This is a genomic window from Coprococcus sp. AM100_B19A, from assembly GCF_027662015.1.
Taxonomy (GTDB): Bacteria; Bacillota; Clostridia; order Lachnospirales; family Lachnospiraceae; genus Allocoprococcus; species Allocoprococcus comes.
Genome location: NZ_JAQDKN010000008.1, coordinates 14523 through 35040, shown reverse-complemented (window position 1 = coordinate 35040; position 20518 = coordinate 14523). Strand labels below are relative to the sequence as shown.

19 protein-coding genes and 2 pseudogenes are annotated in these 20518 nt (G+C 39.0%); 20 read left to right on the top strand and 1 reads right to left on the bottom strand.

Features of this window, described 5'->3' with window-relative positions:
• Positions 1 to 33: 33 nt before the first annotated feature.
• The 16 genes and pseudogenes from PGQ33_RS09710 to PGQ33_RS09635 all read left to right on the top strand — a co-directional run bounded on the left by PGQ33_RS09710 (position 34) and on the right by PGQ33_RS09635 (position 13664).
• The gene (locus tag PGQ33_RS09710) at positions 34 to 921 is read left to right on the top strand and encodes a putative ABC transporter permease (protein ID WP_270205652.1); all 888 of its coding nucleotides are present in this window, start codon (positions 34 to 36) and stop codon (positions 919 to 921) included.
• Positions 922 to 940: 19 nt separating this feature from the next.
• The gene (locus PGQ33_RS09705) at positions 941 to 1546 is read left to right on the top strand and encodes a DUF308 domain-containing protein (RefSeq protein ID WP_270205651.1); all 606 of its coding nucleotides are present in this window, start codon (positions 941 to 943) and stop codon (positions 1544 to 1546) included.
• A complete protein-coding gene (locus PGQ33_RS09700) occupies positions 1543 to 1800 on the top strand; it encodes a hypothetical protein (RefSeq protein ID WP_270205650.1) in 258 nt (85 codons plus the stop codon). Before PGQ33_RS09705 ends, PGQ33_RS09700 begins: the two co-directional genes overlap by 4 nt.
• Positions 1801 to 1936: 136 nt before the next feature.
• Positions 1937 to 2344: an IS200/IS605 family transposase gene (gene tnpA / locus PGQ33_RS09695; RefSeq protein ID WP_195250961.1), complete on the top strand. Its 408-nt coding sequence runs from the start codon at positions 1937 to 1939 to the stop codon at positions 2342 to 2344.
• Positions 2341 to 3444 carry an RNA-guided endonuclease TnpB family protein gene (locus PGQ33_RS09690; RefSeq protein ID WP_117557934.1) on the top strand — a complete coding sequence of 368 codons (1104 nt, stop codon included), beginning with the start codon at positions 2341 to 2343 and terminating at the stop codon, positions 3442 to 3444. The genes tnpA and PGQ33_RS09690 overlap by 4 nt, the downstream gene beginning before the upstream one ends.
• 197 nt (positions 3445 to 3641) lie before the next feature.
• Entirely contained in the window at positions 3642 to 4331 is a 690-nt protein-coding gene (locus tag PGQ33_RS09685; protein WP_270205649.1) for a response regulator transcription factor, read from the top strand.
• Positions 4307 to 5572 carry a sensor histidine kinase gene (locus PGQ33_RS09680; RefSeq protein WP_270205648.1) on the top strand — a complete coding sequence of 422 codons (1266 nt, stop codon included), beginning with the start codon at positions 4307 to 4309 and terminating at the stop codon, positions 5570 to 5572. Before PGQ33_RS09685 ends, PGQ33_RS09680 begins: the two co-directional genes overlap by 25 nt.
• Before the next feature lie 177 nt (positions 5573 to 5749).
• Entirely contained in the window at positions 5750 to 6424 is a 675-nt protein-coding gene (locus PGQ33_RS09675) for an ABC transporter ATP-binding protein (protein ID WP_006426335.1), read from the top strand.
• The gene (locus PGQ33_RS09670) at positions 6421 to 8850 is read left to right on the top strand and encodes an ABC transporter permease (RefSeq protein WP_270205647.1); all 2430 of its coding nucleotides are present in this window, start codon (positions 6421 to 6423) and stop codon (positions 8848 to 8850) included. Before PGQ33_RS09675 ends, PGQ33_RS09670 begins: the two co-directional genes overlap by 4 nt.
• A gap of 237 nt (positions 8851 to 9087) precedes the next feature.
• Entirely contained in the window at positions 9088 to 9324 is a 237-nt protein-coding gene (locus PGQ33_RS09665) for a hypothetical protein (RefSeq protein WP_044998564.1), read from the top strand.
• A 421-nt stretch (positions 9325 to 9745) separates the two neighbouring features.
• The gene (locus PGQ33_RS09660) at positions 9746 to 10024 is read left to right on the top strand and encodes a helix-turn-helix domain-containing protein (protein WP_008368854.1); all 279 of its coding nucleotides are present in this window, start codon (positions 9746 to 9748) and stop codon (positions 10022 to 10024) included.
• Positions 10025 to 10077: 53 nt separating this feature from the next.
• Complete coding sequence (gene dinD / locus PGQ33_RS09655; RefSeq protein WP_055247963.1) at positions 10078 to 10923, top strand: DNA damage-inducible protein D; 846 nt, start codon at positions 10078 to 10080, stop codon at positions 10921 to 10923.
• Positions 10924 to 10940: 17 nt separating this feature from the next.
• A pseudogene (locus PGQ33_RS17160) lies at positions 10941 to 11060 on the top strand (recombinase family protein); the annotation flags it as partial.
• Positions 11061 to 11179: 119 nt separating this feature from the next.
• Positions 11180 to 11293, top strand: a pseudogene (locus PGQ33_RS17015) (helix-turn-helix transcriptional regulator); the annotation flags it as partial.
• Positions 11294 to 11481: 188 nt separating this feature from the next.
• The gene (locus tag PGQ33_RS09640) at positions 11482 to 12804 is read left to right on the top strand and encodes an MATE family efflux transporter (RefSeq protein ID WP_270205646.1); all 1323 of its coding nucleotides are present in this window, start codon (positions 11482 to 11484) and stop codon (positions 12802 to 12804) included.
• An 8-nt stretch (positions 12805 to 12812) separates the two neighbouring features.
• The gene (locus tag PGQ33_RS09635) at positions 12813 to 13664 is read left to right on the top strand and encodes an AraC family transcriptional regulator (protein WP_117835187.1); all 852 of its coding nucleotides are present in this window, start codon (positions 12813 to 12815) and stop codon (positions 13662 to 13664) included.
• Positions 13665 to 13781: 117 nt separating this feature from the next.
• Here PGQ33_RS09635 and PGQ33_RS09630 read toward each other — a convergent pair whose 3' ends face one another.
• Positions 13782 to 14786, bottom strand: a complete 1005-nt coding sequence (locus tag PGQ33_RS09630) for a LacI family DNA-binding transcriptional regulator (protein ID WP_118199627.1) — start codon at positions 14784 to 14786, stop codon at positions 13782 to 13784.
• A 272-nt stretch (positions 14787 to 15058) separates the two neighbouring features.
• On the opposite strand from PGQ33_RS09630, the gene PGQ33_RS09625 reads away from it, so the two are divergent.
• Genes PGQ33_RS09625 through pulA form a run of 4 tightly spaced genes read left to right on the top strand, consistent with a single transcriptional unit; the run spans position 15059 to position 20513 of the window.
• On the top strand, positions 15059 to 16300 hold the full coding sequence (locus tag PGQ33_RS09625; protein WP_195502574.1) for an extracellular solute-binding protein: 1242 nt from the start codon (positions 15059 to 15061) through the stop codon (positions 16298 to 16300).
• 12 nt (positions 16301 to 16312) lie between these two features.
• Positions 16313 to 17692, top strand: a complete 1380-nt coding sequence (locus PGQ33_RS09620; RefSeq protein WP_117824206.1) for a carbohydrate ABC transporter permease — start codon at positions 16313 to 16315, stop codon at positions 17690 to 17692.
• A gap of 2 nt (positions 17693 to 17694) precedes the next feature.
• Positions 17695 to 18567, top strand: a complete 873-nt coding sequence (locus tag PGQ33_RS09615) for a sugar ABC transporter permease (RefSeq protein ID WP_117557902.1) — start codon at positions 17695 to 17697, stop codon at positions 18565 to 18567.
• 8 nt (positions 18568 to 18575) lie between these two features.
• Entirely contained in the window at positions 18576 to 20513 is a 1938-nt protein-coding gene (pulA, locus tag PGQ33_RS09610; protein WP_270205684.1) for a type I pullulanase, read from the top strand.
• The last annotated feature ends 5 nt before the right edge of the window (positions 20514 to 20518 follow it).

The following is a 20518-nucleotide window of genomic DNA, read 5'->3' as shown; positions in this document are numbered from 1 at the left end:
TGAATGAGCTGTAATGCGGAGGAGGAAAAAATTATGATTTGTGGAATGACATACTATCAGATATGCTGGTATTTCCTGATATATTCCTTTGGTGGCTGGGTTGTTGAAGTGATCTTTCATGCAGTAGCTTTGGGAAAAGTTGTGAACAGAGGATTCCTAAATGGTCCGGTGTGTCCGGTATATGGATTTGGAGTACTAGCTGTTTTTGCTATGATAAATACACTGCAAAGCAGTGGTTATCAGATGAGTGATGGAATGATATTTTTATTTGGAATTATTCTGGCTACTATAGTGGAGTTAATAGCTGGATGGCTGTTAGATGTATGTTTTCATGCGAGATGGTGGGATTATTCGGATAAACCTTTAAATTTTCATGGGTATATCTGTCTGGAATTTTCGATAATATGGGGACTGGCAATTGTTTTTGTCGTGAAAGTTTTTCAAAAATATGTGGAAAACCATACATCGCCACATGCTGATTCAACTTTTGGCTGGATCTTACTGGTGATTTTATATTGTGTGTATCTGGCAGATTTTATTGTTACAGTAGCTGTTATACGGGGGTTAAATAAGAAACTTACCAGATTAAATAAGATTCGTTCGGATATGCGGATTGTAAGTGATAAAATCAGTGATACCGTTGCAAACACAACAATAGATACAGCACAGGTTATAGATGAAGGAAAGGTGCAGACAGCTCTTGCAAAAGCTGAATTGCGTGAAACTGCTGAAATGAAAAAAGAACAATCCATCGAGAAACTTCGCAAAAAAAGAACTGAACTTCAAAGGGAATTTGATGAACTTTCTAATTCGATCACTAATCATACAATTGTTGGACAAGGAAGAATTATTAAAGCATTTCCGGAGATGAAGCATCGGTATTACCATGAATTGATTCAGGAGTTAAGAAAAAAATTTTAAAGAAAGAGGTGGAAAAACTATGAAAATGTTAAAAAAGATTAAGACAGATATGTGGATTAACGTATTCATGATGTTATTGATTGGTATATTGTTTATTGTTCGTCCGCAGGATTCTTTGGAGGTAACAGCGATTATTGCAGGCGCTGTAATATTTGCAAATGGTATTTTTGACCTGATTTATTACTTGCGGGTTTGGACAGACTTTTATTCAAGAGGTTCTCTGTTTGAGGGAATTATGAAATGCGTTCTGGGGATTTTTATATTTACTCATGCAGGAATTACGACAGTTTTATTTTCCTATGTATTTAGCATTTATATTATAATCAATGGCATTATCTGTATGGAAACAGCAATATATATGCAGAGAGCATTTGAAGTAAATTGCAGAAAGTATGTCATTTTATCATGCTTTGTAGTTCTGGGTGGAATTATTATGATGTTCTTTTCTCCCAATACGGTTAAGACGGCTGCGATTATGACAGGGATTATTTTCATCATAAATGCGGTGATCGATGGAGTGATTTTATATCACATTCAAAAAATAAGCAGACAGAGTGTAGAAAAAATTCAGGATGCCATAGATGAATTAAGTGGAAATATTATTGATGAAGATGATGTGAAATGAAAAATAAAAAGAAATTAATTCCGATTGTTGCAATTGTCCTTATGGGGATTGTATTTACAGTGATTGTAAAAAAATCCAGTGAACCTTTATCGGTGAATACCATTCTCAGGTATACTCCCGAAAATGCGATGCTTGCAGCTGGGATAGTGCTTTTACTTTTTGCATTAAAAAGTCTGACAGTTGTATTCCCTCTTTCCATCCTGTATCTTGCAAGTGGAATTCTTTTTCAGCCTGTAATTGCGGTTTTAACATAATATAGCAAGAATTCTCCTTCCTTTACAGGTGGGTGATGAATTGCGCAAAAACAAAAAGAACACTTGTTCGATAGAACGATCTATGGTATAATAGAATCAGTCGAAAAGATAATTATTGGAGAAAGGGCTGATTTGCATGAAAAAAATAGATCATAATGCGCATTCAGTATATCTGATGTATTATCATCTGATCATGGTGGTGAAATATCGAAGAAAAGTGATTGATAATCCGATTTCAGAAAGAGCAAAAGAGATATGGGAACATATTGCTCCAAGGTATGGGATAGTTCTGGAAGAATGGAATCATGACATTGATCATGTGCATGTAATGTTCCGTGCGCAGCCGAGAACAGAACTTAGTAAATTTATCAATGCTTATAAAAGTGCAAGTAGCAGACTGTTGAAAAAGGAGTATCCAGAGATCAGAGAAAAACTTTGGAAAGAAGCCTTTTGGAGTCAGAGTTTTTGCTTACTGACAGCTGGAGGCGCTCCGGTAGAAGTAATCCGTCAATATATTGAAAGCCAGGGAGAGAAAAAGTATTGAACATAGCATATCGTTTCCAAATTTATCCGACAGAAGAACAGAAGATACTTCTGGGCAAAACATTTGGCTGTTGTCGTTTCCTGTACAATCAAATGCTTAATGATAAGATCCAGGAGTATGAAAAGACGAAGAAAATGTTAAAAAATACACCGGCCATGTATAAAAAGGAATATCCATTTTTGAAAGAAGTAGATTCGCTGGCGCTGGCAAATGTCCAGCTTCATCTGGAAAAGGCATATAAGAATTTTTTTCGAGAACCCAAGATTGGATTTCCAAGGTTCAAGTCAAAGCATCATTCCAGAAACAGCTATACAACGAATGTGGTCAATGGAAATATCCTGATGGAAAGTAAGCGGATCAGACTTCCGAAATTAAAATGGGTTGCCATGAAAAAACACAGAGAGCCAGCGGAAGATTTTCGTCTGAAATCAGTGACAGTCAGTATGGAACCATCCGGAAAATACTTTGCAAGCCTGTTGTATGAAGGATACAGCTGTGAAAACCAAGCAGCTGAACCAGATTACAGTACTGCAACGATACTTGGAATAGATTATGCAATGCAGGGGATGGCAGTATTTTCAGAAAAGATTGAGATGGAAGAAGCAGGGTTTTTCAGAAAAAATGAAAAGAGGCTGGCGAGGGAGCAACGAAAGTTGTCAAGATGCGTACGGGGAAGTCATAATTACGAACTGCAGAAAAAGAAAGTTGCCAGATGTCATGAAAAGATACGGAATCAGCGAAGAGATTATCTGCACAAACTTAGTCGAAAGATTGCAGATAGTTTTGATGCAGTTGCAGTGGAAGATATCGATATGAAAGCGATGGGACAGTGCCTGCATTTCGGAAAAAGCGTACAGGATAATGGATATGGAATGTTCAGGGAAATGTTAGACTATAAACTGGCATGGAAAGGAAAGAAAATGGTAAAAGTAGACCGTTTTTTTCCTTCCAGTAAAAAATGCTGTAAATGTGGTAGGATAAAGAAAGAGCTGAAATTATCCGAAAGAGTCTATCACTGTGAGTGTGGAAATAAGATGGACAGAGATCGTAATGCAGCAATCAACATCCGTGAAGAGGCAAGAAGGATGTTGACAGCATAAACTGTCCGTATCCGGACAATAGAAAAACAAGAAAATATGCCCGTGTCCGGGCAAAAGAATCGTGGGGCACGCGAGGATAGCTTGTAGATACTTGGCTCAGTAGAGCCATTGAGCAAGAAGCCCCCACTTCAAAATCAGGGATTTAAGTGGTGGGAGCATGTCACGATGAATAGTTAATAAAGAGAGGTGCATATGCTATGCCAGGTATACTCGTGGTTGAAGATGATGAAAATTTAAATCGTGGAATTACATTCTCACTGAAAAAATCCGGATATGAGGTTTTTTCAGCAGAATCAGTGAAAAAAGCGAAAAGAATTGCAAGTGATAATAATGTGGATGTTACCATTTGTGATGTGAATCTTCCGGATGGGAATGGACTGGAATTTGTAAGGTGGATGAGATACAATTATAATACATACATTATTTGTCTTACAGCACTAGATCAGGAGATGGATCATGTCATGGGATATGAAGCAGGGGCAGATGATTATATTACAAAGCCGTTTAGTCTTTCGGTACTTCTTTTGAAAATAGAAGCACATTTCCGACGCAGACAGGAGAAAACGGAAGCCGGGAAGATGATTTCGGGAGATATCGTATTTATCGCAGGAGAAATGAAAGTCCTGATAAAGAGTCGAGAAATCAGTCTGACAAAAACGGAGTTGAAAATGCTGACTTTTTTTCTGCAGAATCCGAAACAGATTCTTTCAAAAACACAAATATTGGAAAATGTGTTTGATCTGGAAGGGGATTTTGTGGATGAAAATACAATCGCTGTCAATATCAGAAGACTCCGTGAGAAAATCGAAGACAATCCGGCTGCACCGGTCTATATAAAGAATATCAGAGGTCTTGGGTATATATGGAATCAGGAAGTAAGGCAGTGACAAAGAGATATCGCAAGAAGATTACAGTAGTGCTCTCCTTGGTTTTGCCTGTCATAGTATTGTTTGCAATATTAAATTGCTTTACCACGTATGTGTTTTATGAAGATTATAAATATAAAATGAATCTTATGACAGAGATTGCTGCAAAGGAAGAATTTTCCGGGCTGGATGCTGTTTCGGAATTGCTTAAGGATAAGGATATTGAAACTAACGAACAGGGAAGGCAATTATTGGAGCAATATGGATACTGGGGAAATAATGGGAATACATTTTATTCACAATTCCGGCATCAGGTTATGGTGACCGGTGTTGTAAGCACTTTGATATGCGTGCTTCTTTTGACTTTTTTACTTTATTGGAAGAAAAAAGAAGATGCGTGTCATCAGAAAATTTTAGACCAGTTGGAAGAAATTCTGATCAGATTCCGTGAAAATAAATTTGATGATTTACTGAAAACGGAAAATCCAGCAGAACTGGAAAAATTGAATGACCAGCTTGAAGCAATCGGACATCATATTCAGTTGATAAAGGAAGAAGCAAGGGCAGAAAAGGAGAACACGAAAGAAATGGTTTCTGATATTTCTCACCAGTTAAAGACACCGGTTGCAGCTTTGGATACATGTTTTAGTGTGCTGATGCAGAATGACTTAAGTGCCACAGAACAGGAGGAGTTTCGTATCCGTTGTCGGAGTGCTCTGGATGGACTGGAGACATTATTGCAGTCGCTTCTTGAAATATCCAAGATGGAAACTGGACTGATTCAGATTAATAAGAAAAAACTTCCGCTTATGGATACTGTCATATCTGCTGTGAACTGTACTTATCCAAAAGCGGATGAGAAAGAAATTGAATTCGTTTTTGACTATGCAAAAGAGCTGGAAACATGCATGGTTATGCAAGATAAAAGGTGGCTTGGTGAAGCTGTGATCAACGTTCTGGATAATGCGGTCAAGTACAGTCCGTGTGGTTCGAAAATATTTATCCGGTTACAAAAAAGAAACGATCTTGTAAGAATGGAAATTGAGGATCAGGGAATTGGTATTCCGCAGAATGAGTATCACAAAATTTTTCAACGATTTTACAGAGGAAGTTCCAAGGAGGTCATGGAAAAGAGTGGTACAGGAATCGGACTTTTTCTATCGAGAGAAATTATCGAAAAACACGCAGGTACGATTACGGTAACCTCCGGTAAAAAGAAAAAAGGAAGCACGTTTGTGATTCAATTACCATATGTTGGTTAAATTTTAAGTGAGCAGAAATCTTACAATTCTGTAAGACTTCTGCTCGTTTTTTGAAAGTGAAATGAAAGATTGCCCTGATACAATTTGGATGTAGGTTGAAAAATGACCAAATATATAAACAGGCAAAGAAAGCGTGCTGAAAAGGTACGCTTTACAGAATTGAAAAGGAGGCAACACATGAGTGTGATATTAGAAACCAAGCAGCTTTGTAAGTTTTATGGCGCAGGTGAGAATCAGGTCAAAGCGGTCAATCAGGTGGACATTCAGATTGAGCAGGGAGAATTTGTCGCAATTGTCGGAAAGTCAGGTTCCGGTAAAAGTACATTACTTCATATGCTTGGAGGGCTTGACACCCCTACAAAAGGCAGTGTTACTTTAGCCGGGAAAGATTTATACAGGATGAAGGAAGATGCCCTTGCTGTTTTCCGCAGAAGAAAAATCGGATTTGTTTTTCAGGCATTTAATCTGGTTTCATCTGTTAATGTCTGGGAAAATATTGTACTGCCATTGGGGCTGGATGGAAGAAAAGTGGATGAAGCGTATGTAAATGATATCATTGCAACTCTGGGGATTGAAAACCGGATTTATAATCTGCCAAATCAGTTATCCGGAGGACAGCAGCAGAGAGTAGCAATTGCAAGAGCACTGGTGAATCGTCCGGAAATTATATTTGCAGATGAGCCGACAGGAAATCTTGATTCTAAGACCAGTGATGAGGTAATCGCCCTGCTTAAGATGACAGCAAAAAAATATGGACAGACAATTGTAATGATTACCCATGATGACGAAATTGCACAGGTCGCTGATCGTATTCTGGTAATTGAGGATGGACAGGTGGTGGATTTTAGATGAAGACAATAAGCAGGATTGCATATAGCAATGACAAAAAGAACAAGACAAGAAGTATACTGATTATGATGTCCATATGTCTGACTACGATGCTGCTTGTGATTATCAGTACTGTGGGAAATGGAATGATCCGTTTACAGAAAAGTCAGGCGGCAGGCTCATATGGAAGCAATTATGGTTTGTTTGTCGCAGCAGGCGGACCGCAGTTAAAAGAAGTAAACCGCCGTGCGGAAATAGATGCTACAGGCACTATGTGCACCGAAGGTATCATAAAAGGCAACGAAAACGGTGGTTTTGTCTGCATGGATGAGACTGCAAGAAAGATGCTTCCCTATAATAAGGAATATGAGTTAAAGGAAGGAAAGTATCCGGGGGGAACGCAGGAAATTGCCGCAGGAAGAGCATTTTTTCGTGCAATGGGGTATGGTGATGTAAAGGTCGGAGATACGGTTACACTGGATTACCGCGCAGGGATGCAGTCAGAATATAAGCCGGAAGAATTTGTTGTCAGCGGGATTTTATATGACCGGGATGAATATACCATCGAGGCTTCCTATGTTGTATTCGGTTCGCGGGATTTTTATAATGAGCGTGTTGCGGAGGGTGACAGGCGATATAATATCTATTTTACCTTGAGCGATTCTGCAAATGTATCTATGAATAATGTTGCGCCTGTTATAAAAGAAATCGCGGATTCCTGCGGCATTGACCAGAAAAACGTGATCATCAATGACCTCTACCTGCAGTGGGTATTGCAGCCGAGCTATGAAATGATTGTGGTTTGTGGAACCCTGATCCTCGGAATCGTGCTGTTTTCCGTTGTGGTCATTTATAATATCTTCCAGGTCGGGATCGCCCAGAAGGTTCAGGAGTACGGAAAAATCAAGGCGCTGGGTGCAACCAGAAAGCAGATGAAGCAGTTGATCTTTCGTGAGGGCATTCTTCTGGCGGTTCCTTCGATACCGCTGGGTCTGCTGTTTGGTTTCCTGATTGCAAAAGTCAGCTTCAACTGGCTGGTGGAGCAGGGAAATCTGGTATCGTCCGGAATCAAGAACCATCAGGTGCCTCTGTTTTCACTGACAATTATGCTCATCTGCATTTTTGTATCGTTTCTTACGGTCGTTTTGGCTCTGCGCAAACCCATGAAAATTGTTTCCCGGATTTCACCCATCGAAGCGACACGGTATCTTGACGGCTCCAAAAAGCAAAAACAGGGCAGACGAAAAGGCAGAAAAGATGTCACCGTTTTCTCCATGGCAATGGCAAATGTGACAGGCAATCCGAAAAGAACCATTGCTACGATTCTTACCATGGGGCTTTCCTGTGTATTGTTCGTAATTATCTCTAATTATGTTGGGAATATTGACACGGAGCACGAGGCGCGGATTGCAATCAACCATGGACAATTTGAGTTGCAGCTGGATTATTCCCAGAATTATGATGAAGCCTATTCGGAGAATAATCTGGACACAATCCTACAGAACAACCCACTGAATGATTCAATGATTGAAGAAATCAAAAGCATTCCAGGAGTGACAGATGTCATGACGAGAGAGATTGTCTATGTAAATCTGAACGGAACAAGATATCCAGCTGATATTGTGAGTAAAAATGATTTTGATTTTATGCGCCAAGACGGGGATATTGGCTCTATGGACTATGATCAGGCGGTAAAGAATGGTGAAATTTTCTTTGGCTGGTCGACGTGGATGGAACAAGATGGATATGCTCCGGGTGAATCCATTGCATTTGACTTTGAGAATGGAAGTGAAACCTATACCTATCAGGGAAAGATTGCAGGATCCTTTGTAAGCGCGGACACTTATCTTGTCATTCCGGAAGGTGTATACCGTTCCATGAATCCGAGGGGAACAGCTTATGGCTATCTGTGGGTGGACTGTGATAAAAAAGATGTTGCATCTGTGGAACAGAGTCTGAATACTTTGATTTCTAATACTTCGCATATAAAAATGGATACTTATCATGCACAGTTACAATCTGCAGAATACGCAAGCCGTATGATGAAGCTTGGCTGCTATCTGTTCATGGCAATTGTCGGTCTCATCGGGTTTATGAATCTGGCAAACACCATGATTATCAATATCACCACGAAGAAGCAGGAGTACGGTGTGCTGCAAGCGGTAGGCATGACCAATAAGCAGTTGAATCTGAGCTTACAAATACAGGGCTTGATTTTTACGGTTGGCACCATCTGCGTCGCACTTGCTGCCGGTCTGCCCCTTGGCTATGCACTGTTTTCCTATGCGAAGCATAATGGGATTTTTGGAATGAACGTTTATCACGTTCCTCTTATCCCGATTCTTGTTATGATTCTTCTGGTTGGTATTCTACAAATTGTGCTTTCCTGTGTTTTAAGCAGTAATCTGAAAAAGGAAACGCTGGTAGAAAGAATAAGGTATCAGGGATAGCAAGTATTGCTGGGATATCCTCAGTATCATAACAGGAATTAAAAGCACTTGGCTTCAAAAAGTTTTGTGCTTTTGACAAAATGCAACCGATATAAGTTTTTTGAAAACTGTCGTTTGGTAAAATCTATTCCATTTTTAAAAGCCTTGCGATAAAATATGTTCTGTGAGACGGTTGTCTTGCTTTCCAAGGGAATGGTCGATAGCAGAAAAGTGAAGGTGGACTTCTCTCTGGAGGATATGGATTTATCTGAATTTAAGGGAAAAGCAACTTATGAGCAGATAAAGGCATATGTACTTGAAAAGACAGGACTGAAGGTTTCATCACTGTATATCGCACAGATTAAGAAGAAGTGTGGATTAGATGTCGGTGAGAACTTCAATCCGGCTAAATCAGAGAATGCGAGACAGCCACAGTGTACACCGGAGAAGGAAGATGCGATTATGCAGGCATTTAGACATTTTGGAATCATATAGATTGTGGATAAGCAGTATCATGTGTTAAAAATATAGTGAAGTATGGAAAAAAGGACATTCCGGAACTGTAGATTTTACAGGTTAGGGGATGTCCTTTTTGCAGATATGGAAGTGTTCAAGGGACAAGGTAATAATACTGATGTATTAAGACTGATTTGAGAGATGTGTGGATGTTGTGACAGCACTGATCTTAAAATATGGACCGGCAATAAAAAGAAAATGGATTTTACGTGATTGGATAAAAAACATACAGGCTGACTGCTTTTGGAGAAGTTTAGCCTGTAAAAGATATCAGCGGTATTTCGATTGTATGAAAGCTATTGTAAAAAATGATACGACATGACATAATCGAATTGACTAAAGTGACATAGGTATTTATAATATAGACAAAACGAAAATGACATGAACGGAGGACAGAGTAATGGAGAAAACTGTAACACTTGAAGAGGCATTAAAAAGAATTGAGGAGTTGGAAAAAGAGAATGCAGAACTTCGGGAGGAATTGGAGTATTACAGAAATCGTAAGTTAAGCGGTCGTCAGAAACATAACGCCAAGTGGATGGCAATTTATAATGATTTTGTTGTTGGGTATGAGAGCGGCATGACAATGGTAGAAATTGCGAAGAGGAACAATGTCAGTGAGCGGACGATTTATAGGTATAAAGCGTATTATGACAAACTGAGGGAAAAAGAGGAATAGACCATTTTACTGACGTCAGTAAAATGGTTTAATGTGGGAGGAGAAAGTCTAATATGGAAAAGAAAATGATAATGAATTATAAGAAAAGATTTGATGAAATTAGGCATGAAGAAAACGGAGTTGAATTTTGGTATGCACGTGAATTAATGCATTTGCTAGATTATTCAAAATGGCAAAATTTTGAAAATGTTTTATTAAAGGCAAAAGTTGCTTGCGCAAATAATGGCATTGTAGTAGAGGACCATTTTGCTGATGCCAGTAAAATGGTTATTCTGGGAAGTGGCGCAAATAGAGAAGTAGAAGATTATATGCTTACACGTTATGCATGTTATCTTATTGCAGAGAACGGAGATCCTCGTAAAGAACAGATCGCTTTTGCACAAAGCTATTTTGCAGTTCAAACAAGAAAACAGGAATTGATAGAAGAAAGGATTTCTTATATTGAAAGAACTGAGGCAAGAGGAAAGCTTCGAGAATCTGAAAAACGACTGTCTCAAAATATATATGAACGTGGAGTTGATGATGCTGGATTTGGACGTATCCGATCTAAGGGGGATCAGGCTTTATTTGGAGGATTCACTACAAAACAAATGAAAGAACGTTTAGGAGTGCAAGATAAAAGGCCGCTTGCAGATTTTTTACCAACACTTACTATTGCTGCAAAGAACCTTGCAACTGAAATGACAAATTATAATGTTGAAGAAAAAGACTTACAGGGTGAGACGGCTATTACTGTTGAGCATGTTGAAAATAATACGTCAGTTAGGGATATGCTGGGGCAGAGGGGGATTAAGCCAGAAAATTTGCCCGCATCAGAAGATATTAAAAAATTAGAACGTAGGGTAAAGAGAGAAGAAAAGAAGTTAGCTGAGCAGTCGGGAAAATTGACAAATGAATAAACTGGGAGGTTAGGTTATTGAAAAAGAAAACAAAATGCTACATATATACTCGTGTATCAACAGCAATTCAGGTTGATGGTTACAGCTTGGATGCACAGAAGGACAAACTAAAAAAATATGCAGAATTTCAGGATATCTACTACCATGCAGGTGGACGCGAACATGAAGCAATCCTTAGTGTAGAAGACTGGAAAACTGTATAGAAAATAAGAAAAAGAACTGGTGTTAAAAGAATAAAGACAATCAATTAACACAAGAGGAGTTTGGTAAATTATTTCATGTTACCAGGCAAACTGTTTCAAATTGGGAAAACGGAAAAAGTTATCCTGATTTGCAAATCCTTGTAAGCATGAGTAATCAATTGTTATAACGCCGACTAAATGTATTGAACAGAATATAAACTGTAGTCTTTTTCTTTTATTCCATATAGCTCGCACCCAGTATTCTTTAAGCTAAAGTAGAAATAGTGCAATTTTCACATGAAATTATACAAGAATTACATAGAAATATATCGTATTATTGATATGGTATTCTTGAATTGTATGTGAGGAGAAAACTATGGCAGCTAAAAGAAAAACATTAACACAATTATCTGTGCCAATATGCTTAGAAACTTTATTTTATATGCTTTCAGGTATGGTTGATACGCTTATGCTATCATCTGTAAGTGATCAGGCTGTAGGAGCAGTGGGAACAGCAAATACATATATAGGTGTTTTTATTATTATGTTTGGAGTAATATCGTCGGGTATGATAGCCGTTATGTCACAAAATATCGGAGCCGGAAGACCGGGGATAGCATATCAGGCAAGGCAACTTGGACTTATATTCAACGCATTGATAGGTATCGTAATGTCTGTCGTTCTTGCTACTTTTTCTGGTGGGATACTTCGAATCGTAAGTATTGCTCCGGCTTTGCTTGAGCCGGCTGAAATATATCTTAGAATTGTTGGCGGCGCATGTTTTTTAAATGCACTGATTCCTATTTTCTCCAGTTATTTGAGAGTGTTTGGATATACAAAACATTCTTTGATAGGAACGGTTGTTGGAAATGTTCTCAATATAATACTTAATTCAGTATTTTTATTTGCATTCAACTGGGGTGTGATGGGAGTTGCTGTTGCCACGGTTATTTCGAGAGTTGTAAATCTTATTATTGTAGCCGGCATGGGGGCTGTACTTATAAAAGCAAAGCAGAGTCCTGAGCGAATTACATCAAGAAAGATATTTGCACAGATTGTTAAGATTGGTTTTCCTTCTGCGCTTGAAACAGCACTTTACAACATCGCAATGACATTTATAGTGCGTTTTATGAATCAGATGGATGTGGATGGAATGAATGTTACAGCGCGTTCATATGCGATACAGATTGCAAATTTCTCGTATTGCGTGGGAGCTGCCCTTGCTCAGGCAAATGCAATTATGACCGGCTGGAGAATTGGAGCAAAAGAGTTTGAGGAATGTAACAAGGGGACGAGAAAAGCTGCGATATATGGTATCATCACAGCGACATGCTTTTCCGTGACCTTTGCATTTGCCGGACATTTTATCGTGCATATATTTACGGATGATATACAGATGATAAATCTTGTGGTAAAGTTGTTAATAGTAGATATATTTCTTGAACTTGGAAGGGTAACAAACCTTGTATATGGGCAGGCGTTAAAAACGAGCGGAGACGCATTTTTTCCGGTTATATTAGGTGCGATATTTATGTATTTGTTTGCAGTTGGCGGAACCTATTTTCTCGGAATACACATGGGACTTCTGGCTGTAGGAGCATATATTGCTATGGCAGGTGACGAATGTGCGAGAGCAGTGGGAATGGTACTTAGATGGAAGAGTGGAAAATGGAAAAGTAAAGGTCTTATAGAAGTATAGGAGAGATTATGTACTTTGAATTAAAGGAAAATAAACCACATGGTACAAAGGATGATCCGTTTAGTACATATCATATAAAAAATGAAGGACGATCATTTCAGATACCGGTTCATTGGCATGATGAACTGGAAATTATATATGTAAAAAGTGGTTTTTTGACTGTTAGTATATCAGGAGAAAATTATATTGGAACCCCCGGGGATGCTTTTGTAGTGTCGCCGGGTAATCTGCATTTTATGGGTTCACAGACTGGTACAGTGGATTATTTTACTTTCCTTTTTCCGTTAAAATACATATCTTTTTGTATAAATGACATGTTGGATGCTAAATTACTGGAGCCGTTAAAAAATGGTCATCTGATGATAAGTCCAAGAGTAAAAGATACAGCAAAAGAACTATGTGAGCAGTTGGTTGAAATATATGTGGCAAAAAATAAGAAAACTGAGTCCATAATAACTGCTCAGATAAAGACAAAAATAATTCTTTTACAATTTATTCTTGAAATGTGGGAGAGGGGCTTTGTAATCGAAAATGATAAAAGCGGGAGAAATACGATAGAAAAAGAAATGATTTCATATATACAGCAGAATTTTATGGAAAAGATATCATTAAAAGAGTTCGGTGAGCAGTTTCATCTTTCGGAAAAATATATATCGCGATATTTTAAGGAACATTTTCATATTACACTTTCGCAATATATAACACATTTACGGTTAGAGCATGCAAAACAGCTGTTACAAGATACGGATACTCCTGTTACAGAGATCGCAATGCAGAGTGGATATCAGAATGTAAGCTATTTTATCAGAAGCTTCAAAAAAACATATGGAGTTTCTCCGTTAAAATATAGAAAAAAATAAGCTGGGTATATGGTTAGGATAGGACTGGGAAAATATAAAAGATGCCATCAAAAAAGGTTAGGAAACAACCGAAAGGGAGTTTCCTAACCTTTTTGTATAAAAATAATTAGATAAATATTATGTCACAGGAACTTCTCCCGTAGATTTTCGTTCAATTAGCTGCGCATGTAACAAAAATGTACTGATTGAAATGCTATTAAGCAGGCTTGATAGTGCAAAGAACCCGCTTTTCCCAAGTTCAAGCCGGTCTTGTCTGACTGTAGTCAATGGAGGAGACGTATATGCTGCAATCGGAATATCATCAAATCCAATAATACTGATATCCTCAGGCACCTTGTATCCTAGTTGTTGACACTGGATAAGGGCTGAATTGGCAAGAGTGTCCTGACTACAGATGATAGCAGTCATTCCTTTTTCCAGAAACCGAGGCAGGTGCTTTTCCATACATTCAGACAAATAATAAGAGCAGCCGGTAGAATCAGAAGAAGTCTTCAGTCCATGCTGGTGCATGGCACGGAGAAAGGCTGCATGTCGTATCTGAAGAATCTGAGAGCCAAGAGAACCGCTGAGATAGGCAATCTTACGATGACCAAGTCTGGCAAGATAAGAGACAGCAAGTTCCATTCCCTCATCATTATCAATACCTACATAAGCAGTAGAAGGATTCCCAATAATATAGTTATCGAAAAGCACGGCAGGAGTGTGGCTGGTTTTAAAATCCTGAATCCAAGGGTCGTTCAGGGAAAAGCCGATTGCAAAAGCTCCTACGTAATCATGCTCCAACATAAAAACATCATAACGTTGGTTCCGTTGCATTTGAACGTCCACAGGTACGATTTCAATATCAAAACCGGCTGGTTCAGCCATTTGGCGAAAACCAAGCAGAATGTCATAGGCAAAATGATGTGGCTCTTCGTATTGTATATTCTCTTTTTCTGTTATAATACAGATTTTTTTTACGGGTTTCTTATAACGACGTAGTTTAGTATAACCCAGGGCTACAGCAGTTTCTAAAACCTGTTTCCGTAAAGTTTCGCTGATATCAGGTGCATCATTGAGTGCTTTGGATACAGTACTCTTGGAAACATTCATCTTATCAGCAATATCTTGGATTGTAGTCATAATATGTGATCCTTTCATGAAGTAGGAAAATAAATCTTATTTTATTATATACAATGATATAGTAAAAAGCAATGAACTATAGGAAGAATAAAAGTTTAGACGAGTTTCGAAAACAAGAAAATAAAAAATAATGCACAAAAAAACAAGGTGGGAAATGTGAAAAAATAACAAAAAAAAGCAGCGGATTGAAAAGAGATTGACGAAAAATTGAAAAAGACGTATATTAAGTTTAACGAAACAATACGAAACAGAAAATGAAAGGAAGAAAGACGATGAAAAGAGGGCTAGCAACATTTCTAACAGGAATCATGACTGTAACGCTGGTGGCAGCAGCACTAACCGGATGCGGGAGCAGTACGGCGGATAAAAGGTCAGAAAAAGTCAGACTGATGGTATGGTCTCCATCCGAAGATCAGTCAAAAGACAGTGGTGAATGGCTTCAGACAATGTGTAACAATTTTGCAAAAGAGCACCCGGAATGGGATATTACATTTGTCTATGGAGTAGCTGACGAAGCGACTGCCGCAGATCAGGTGGCACAGGATCCGGAAGCAAGCGCAGATGTATTTTTGTATGCAAATGATAGGATCACATCGCTTACAGATGCGGATGCAGTAGCAAAATTTGGTGGAAAGTATAAAGAAGAGATTGAATCAACCAACTCGGAAGAGCTTCTAGATTCGTTGACGGTTGACGGAGAACTTTACGGGGTTCCGTTTACAACTAATACCTGGTATATGTTTTATGACAAGTCTGTATTTTCAGAAGAAGATGTGAAAAATCTGGATACGATGCTGGAAAAAGGAACAGTATCCTTCCCATTTACTAATTCGTGGTATCTTCCGGCATTCTATCTGGGAAATGGATGCACCTTGTTTGGAGATGGAACAGATGAGTCAAAAGGAGTTGATTTTGCAGGAGAAAAGGCAGTGGAAGCAACCAATTATGCAATTGATCTGGCAGCAAATCCAAATTTTAAAATTGATGCAGACGGATCAGGACTTGCAGGACTTCGTGATGGCAGTGTAAAGGCAATGTTTACCGGATCGTGGGATGCAAATGCAATAAAAGAAGCACTTGGAGAGAATATGGCAGTTTCATCGCTTCCGACTTATACAATTAACGGACAAGAGAAGCAGATGCTAGCATATGCCGGTTCAAAGGCAATCGGAGTTAATGCACATAGTGAATGTATGGAACAGGCAGTTGCACTTGCTGTTTATCTGGGAGGAAGTGATGCACAGAGAGCACACTACGAGATGAGAACCGTGATTCCATGTAATACAGAACTTCTGAAAGAAAAGGATATTGCATCCGATCCTCTTGTTCAGGCACAGAATGATACCTTTAATAATACATCAATACTCCAGCCGTTCGTGGCATCCATGAGTAATTGCTGGACACCGGTCGAGAATATGGGAAAAGGAATTCGTAACAAGAGTGTGACACACGAAAATGCCGAAGAACAGACGGAAGCAATGAATGAAGCAATGAACAGCAATGGAATTAATTAAGAGGTGAGCGGAATGAGTATGTTTAAGAAAAAAATCAATGAATTTCCAACGCCATATACCTGCAAAAATGCAGTGAAAAAAGGTGGAGTAGAGACTAAGCTTTCCATGATTCTGATGGGATTTGGAAACATTGTACATGGTCAGATTATCAAAGGACTTTTGTATCTGGCAGTTGAAATTGCCTACATCGTCTTTATGGCAGTAAATGGAATTGGGTTTATCGGTGGTTTACGGACACTTGGAACTGTGCAGCAGCAAGAAGTATGGGATGAAGCGAAGCAAATCTATATTTACACAAAAGGAGATCAGTCCGTTCTGATTTTACTTTATGGTGTGGCGACAATCTTGTTGACAATTCTTATGATCCTTGTATGGAGAGGAACCTTAAGAAGTGCATATAAAGCAGAATGTATTCAGAAAGCGGGAATGCATGTAAATACATTTGCAGAAGATCTGAAATCCTTTCTGCATGAGAATCTGTATCGCTTGTTTATGACGCCACCAACGGCATTCATCTTTGTGTTTACTGTACTTCCGTTGGTGTTCATGATCTGTATGGCATTTACCAATTACAGCCGTATCGGCAACCATCTGATGCTGTTTGACTGGGTGGGACTTGATAATTTCAAGACATTGTTTGATTCCGAAAGTATTCTTGGAAGCACCTTCTGGTCTGTTTTGGGATGGACGATCATCTGGGCGTTTTTTGCAACTTTCAGCAATTATATTTTTGGAATGATCCTTTCCCTTCTGATTAACAGAAAGGGAACAAAAGCAAAAGGATTCTGGAGATTTTGTTTTGTTCTTTCCTGTGCAGTGCCGATGTTTGTATCTCTTTTGATCATGCGTACCATGTTGCAGCCGGAAGGAGCGGTCAACGTACTTCTCAGAAATATTGGATTGATTGCAAGTGATGCAAGCCTTCCGTTTTTTACAGATGCGACATGGGCGAGAGTGACTGTTATCATCATCAATGTCTGGGTAGGGGTACCGTATACACTGCTTCAGCTGACAGGTGTACTTCAGAACATCCCGGGAGAACTTTATGAAGCCGCAAAAGTGGATGGAGCAAATGCATTCCAGACATTTACAAAGATTACGTTGCCATATATGTTGTATGTGACAACACCGTATCTGATCGTAACCTTTACGGGAAATGTCAATAACTTCAATGTCATTTATCTTCTTTCAGGAGGAGATCCGGTAACAAACCTTTCTTCAACTGCAGGTAAGACAGACCTTCTGGTTACATGGCTTTACAAACTGACAATTGATAAACAGTACTATAACATTGGTGCGGTAATCGGAATTATGACCTTTATCATTCTGGCAATCGGTTGCCTTCTTACATACCGTAACAGTAAATCCTATAAAGAAGAAGGAGGATTTTAATCATGGCAGGAAAGAAATTACAATCTGCAAAAAAGAAGAAAATGATCAACAATACGATCGTACATATTGTTCTTGCGGTGTTGGCAATTATCTGGCTTTTCCCAATTGCATGGGTAATTCTGACGAGCTTCCGTGCGGAAAAAGGCTCTTACGTATCAACCTTCTTCCCGAAAGCATTTACGCTTGACAACTATATAAAACTGTTTACTGATACATCCATTTTGAATTTCCCGCAGATGTTTATGAACACATTGTTTATTGCAATTTGTTCCTGCATTTTATCAGCATTTTATGTGCTGGCAGTTTCCTACTGTTTGTCCAGACTGAAATTTAAAATGAGAAAACCATATATGAACATGGCAATGATTCTGGGATTGTTCCCGGGATTTATGTCCATGATCGCTGTGTACTTTATCTTAAAGGCGATGGGACTTACAGAAGGAAACCTGATTAAACTGGCTCTGATCTTATGTTATTCCGGTGGTGCAGGACTGGGTTTCCAGATTGCAAAAGGATTCTTTGATACAATTCCGGTTGCAATTGATGAAGCTGCACTTTTGGATGGATGTACCAGATGGCAGATTTTCAGCAAGATCACACTGCCACTTAGTAAGCCGATCATTGTATATACAGTGCTGACATCTTTCATGGCTCCGTGGCTCGATTTTATTTTTGCAAAGGTAATCTGCAGAGCAAACTCAGACCAGTATACGATTGCAATTGGACTTTGGAAAATGTTGGAAAAAGAATATATTGACAGTTGGTACACCAGTTTTGCGGCTGGGGCAGTTCTGATTTCAATTCCGATTGCGATACTGTTCTTGTTCATGCAGAGATACTATGTAGATGGAGTATCAGGTGCAGTGAAAGGATAAGAAAGATGATGAAGGATAGAATAGAATTAAAAAAATATTATTCTACAAAAGAGTTTCTTGAAAATTATATTTATGAAGAAAATAATCTTGGCGTAGAATGTACAGAAGAAGGAACGACATTCCGCCTGTGGTCACCACAGGCGGAATGCATTAGTTTAAACCTGTATCAGACAGGAGATGGAGGAAATGCATACGAGCAGATTCCGATGAAAAAAGAAGAAAAGGGTGTGTGGAGTTGGGAGAGCAAAGAAGAACTTCACGGCGTTTATTATGATTATCTGATTACACGCAATGGAGAAGAAGTCCGATCAGCAGATCCATATGCAAAGGCATGCGGAGTTAATGGATTGCGCAGCATGGCAGTGAATCTGAAAAAGACCAATCCAAAAGGATGGGAAAAAGATCAGACACCAGAAGAAGGACCGGAGAGAATCGTATATGAACTTCACGTAAAAGAATTTTCATGGGATAAGGCGGGTGGTTTTCCGGAAGAATATCGTGGGAAATACAAAGCATTTACGTGCAGACATACGACTTTGAATGAGGATGGGATTCATCCTACAGGTCTGGATTATTTAAAAGAACTCGGGGTGACACACATTCAGATCATGCCGATGTATGACTATGGTTCTGTAAATGAAGCAGGGGAAGATACAGAATTCAATTGGGGGTACGATCCAGTCAATTATAATGTGCCGGAGGGCTCCTATGCGACAGATGCCAGACATGGTGAAGTTAGAATTCGGGAAATGAAAGAAATGATCCAGGCAATTCATGAAGCTGGTTTTGGTGTAATCATGGATGTTGTCTACAACCATACTTATTCGCTGGACTCCTGGTTTCAGAGAACTGTACCTTGGTATTTTTACCGGGTATTTCCGGATGGGAAGATCTCCGATGGTTCTGCATGTGGAAATGATGTTGCAAGCGAAAGAGAGATGTGTGCGAAATATATTCTGGAATCAGTGCTTTACTGGACAGAGGAATATCATATTGACGGATTCCGCTTTGACCTGATGGGACTTCTGGATGTAGATCTGATGAACCGGATCCGAAGTGAACTGGATCAGAGATACGGAAAAGGAAAGAAGATCATTTACGGAGAGCCATGGGCGGCGGATAAGACAGCTGTAGAAGGCAATAAAAAACTGGCAGCAAAAGAAAATATCGGACTTTTGGATGAAAATATCGGGGCTTTTTGTGACAGTACCCGAGATGGAATCAAAGGTTCTGCACTACGTGCAAAGAAAGCAGGGTTTATAAACGGCGCAGAAGGAAAAGAAGATGAAATGCTTGCAAGTGTGACAGCGTGGTGTGCAAATCCTTATCAAGCAGAAGGTTTTGAAAATGTGAAAGCACCTTCGCAGATTGTTACTTATGTATCGGCACACGACAATCATACATTATGGGATAAATTAAAAGAGACAGTCGTAGAGGAAAATGAATGTATGAGGCTGAATAAAATGGCAGCGGCAGTTTATATGACTTGTCAGGGAACATTGTTTTTCTTATCAGGAGAAGAATTTGCCCGTACAAAAGATGGACAGGATAATACCTTTAAGGCTCCGATTTCCCTGAATCGTATCAACTGGGAAAAGGCATGGGAAAATAGGGAACTGGTTCATTATTATCAGGGATTGATTGCACTTCGAAAACAGCTCTCCGGACTTTGTGACAAATCAAAAGACAGTTATAAACAAATCACGGATATGTGGAAAGAAAAAGACGTAGTAGGTTTTACTGTGCTCAATGATGAAGCATCAAGATGGGGTCAGGTGAAGATAATTTACAATGCAAAAAAAAGTAGTTATAAAGTGAAATATTTGGATGACGGCTGGGAAATCTTAAGCGATGCAGATGATAGCTGGTGTTGGGAAAAAGGAATCTGTGCAGACAGACAGATAGAAGCTGCACCGCAGAGCGTGTTGATACTTGGACGTAAATAATGATT